A 2,684-nucleotide genomic window follows, 5' to 3' on the forward strand; every position below is an offset into this window, starting at 1 on the left:
GCGCATGAACACGCGCCGCCCGCCCGCCCCTTGAGCTGGGACTCGTCGAAGGACCTACGAAACCACCGCGGGATCCACCGACTTGCTCGCCTTCTTCTCGTTGTCTTCGTCACCTACGGCGATTCCGCGCCGCTTGGAGACGTAGACCGCGCCGGCGATGACGAGGAACGCGAGCACGGCGATGAAGATCCGTACGCCGATGCTCTTGTCGTCGCCGTAACTGAACTTGATCACCGCAGGGGCGATCAGCAGCGCCACCAGGTTCATCACCTTCAGCAGCGGGTTGATCGCGGGTCCCGCGGTGTCCTTGAAGGGGTCGCCGACGGTGTCGCCGATCACGGTCGCGGCATGGGCCTCACTGCCCTTGCCGCCGTGGTGGCCGTCCTCGACGAGCTTCTTGGCGTTGTCCCAGGCACCGCCCGAGTTCGCCAGGAAGACCGCCATGAGCGTGCCCGCCCCGATCGCGCCCGCGAGGAACGCGCCGAGGGCGCCGACCCCGAGGGTGAACCCGATGAAGATCGGCGCGGTCACGGCGAGCAGGCCGGGCGTGGCGAGCTCGCGCAGGGCGTCCCTGGTGCAGATGTCGACGACCTTGCCGTACTCGGGCTCCTCGCTGTAGTCCATGATCCCGGGGTGCTCGCGGAACTGCCGCCGCACCTCGTAGACCACCGAGCCCGCCGACCGCGACACCGCGTTGATCGCCAGCCCCGAGAAGAGGAAGACGACCGCCGCGCCCGCGATGAGACCGACGAGGTTGTTGGGCTGCGAGATGTCCATCATCAGGCTCATCGGCGCACCGGCCCCGCTGAGCTTCTCGCCGACGTCCTGCGCGCCGGTCGTGATCGCGTCACGGTACGACCCGAAGAGCGCCGACGCCGCGAGGACCGCGGTCGCGATGGCGATGCCCTTGGTGATGGCCTTGGTGGTGTTGCCGACGGCGTCCAGGTTGGTGAGCACCTGCGCGCCCGCGCCCTCGACGTCCCCGGACATCTCGGCGATGCCCTGGGCGTTGTCGGAGACCGGCCCGAAGGTGTCCATGGCGACGATCACACCGACCGTGGTGAGCAGACCGGTGCCGGCCAGCGCCACCGCGAACAGCGCCAGCATGATCGACGTACCGCCGAGCAGGAAGGCGCCGTAGACGCCGAGGCCGATCAGCAGGGCGGTGTAGACGGCCGACTCGAGACCGATCGAGATACCGGCGAGGACGACGGTGGCGGGCCCCGTGAGCGAGGTCTTGCCGATGTCCTGGACCGGGCGGCGGTTGGTCTCGGTGAAGTAGCCGGTCAGCTGCTGGATGACGGCGGCGAGCAGGATGCCGATCGCCACCGCGACGAGGGCGAGGATCCTCGGATCGCCGTCCTTGCCGCTGATCGCCGTGTCGGTGACCCCGTCGAGGTCGGCGTACTTGCCGGGGAGGTAGACGAAGACGGCGATCGCCACCAGCACGAGCGAGATCACCGCGGAGATGAAGAACCCGCGGTTGATCGCGGACATGCCGCTGCGGTCGGACCTGCGCGGGGCGACCGCGAAGATGCCGATCATCGCGGTGATCACGCCGATCGCCGGGACGAGCAGCGGGAAGGCGAGTCCGGAGTCGCCGAAGGCCGCCTTGCCGAGGATCAGCGCGGCGACCAGGGTCACGGCGTACGACTCGAAGAGGTCGGCCGCCATGCCCGCGCAGTCGCCGACGTTGTCGCCCACGTTGTCGGCGATGGTCGCGGCGTTGCGCGGGTCGTCCTCCGGGATGCCCTGCTCGACCTTGCCGACCAGGTCGGCGCCGACGTCGGCGGCCTTGGTGAAGATGCCGCCGCCGACCCGCATGAACATCGCGATGAGCGCCGCGCCGAGACCGAAGCCCTCGAGGACCTTCGGCGCGTCGGCCGCGTACACCAGCACCACACAGGAGGCGCCCAGCAGACCGAGCCCCACCGTGAACATGCCGACGACGCCGCCCGTTCGGAATGCGATCTTCATGGCTTTGTGCGAGACGGCCGTGAGATCTTTTTCCGGCTCGCCTTCCGCCGGAGTGGCTTCTCGGGCCGCCGCGGCCACCCGCACATTGCTGCGCACGGCGAGCCACATGCCGATATAGCCGGTGGCCGCCGAGAACGCCGCGCCGATCAAGAAGAACACGGATCGGCCTGCGCGCTGATTCCAGTCGTCCGCGGGCAGCAGCATGAGCAGGAAGAACACGACGACGGCGAATACGCCGAGCGTGCGCAGCTGGCGTGCCAGATAGGCGTTCGCGCCTTCCTGGACCGCCGCCGCGATCTTTTTCATGCTGTCGGTGCCCTCGCCGGCCGCGAGCACCTGGCGCACCAGGACACCCGCCACCACGAGCGCCGCCAGGGCGACGACCGCGATGATCGCGATCAGTACCCGGTTGTCGTCGGTGAGCACGGCGGCCGCGAGGGTTGTTGTGGGCTGGTCCAACTGATCAGGGGTAGAAAGCCCCGCCATTCGTCCTCCTTGACGCTTGGGCTGAGCTCAAGATGTGGACGGATTGTAGGTACCCCGCTCTGATCAAAACAGGGCACGGTAAACGGAATTCGCCTTTACGGAACCTGAAAGCAGTAATGCCCCGGGGGCATTCATGGCGGATATCTAGATCGTGAAGCAATTCACGAAATGCATCGCACCAGACCACTGTAGGCACACAAAGCCCACGCCGACATGCGGAG

General features: G+C 67.7%; 1 protein-coding gene. It reads right to left on the reverse strand.

Features of this window, described 5'->3' with window-relative positions:
• Window positions 1–54: 54 nt before the first annotated feature.
• A complete protein-coding gene (locus ACFULQ_RS48965; RefSeq protein WP_383558302.1) occupies window positions 55–2,463 on the reverse strand; it encodes a sodium-translocating pyrophosphatase in 2,409 nt (802 codons plus the stop codon).
• Window positions 2,464–2,684: the final 221 nt, after the last annotated feature.

It is taken from the genome of Streptomyces sp. NPDC057253 (assembly GCF_042669125.1).
Classification (GTDB): Bacteria; Actinomycetota; Actinomycetes; order Streptomycetales; family Streptomycetaceae; genus Streptomyces.

Bases quoted from the DNA above. Each gene is read 5' to 3' on its own strand.
- ACFULQ_RS48965 (WP_383558302.1), bottom strand. From the start codon at position 2,463: ATGGCGGGGCTTTCTACCCCTGATCAGTTGGACCAGCCCACAACAACC.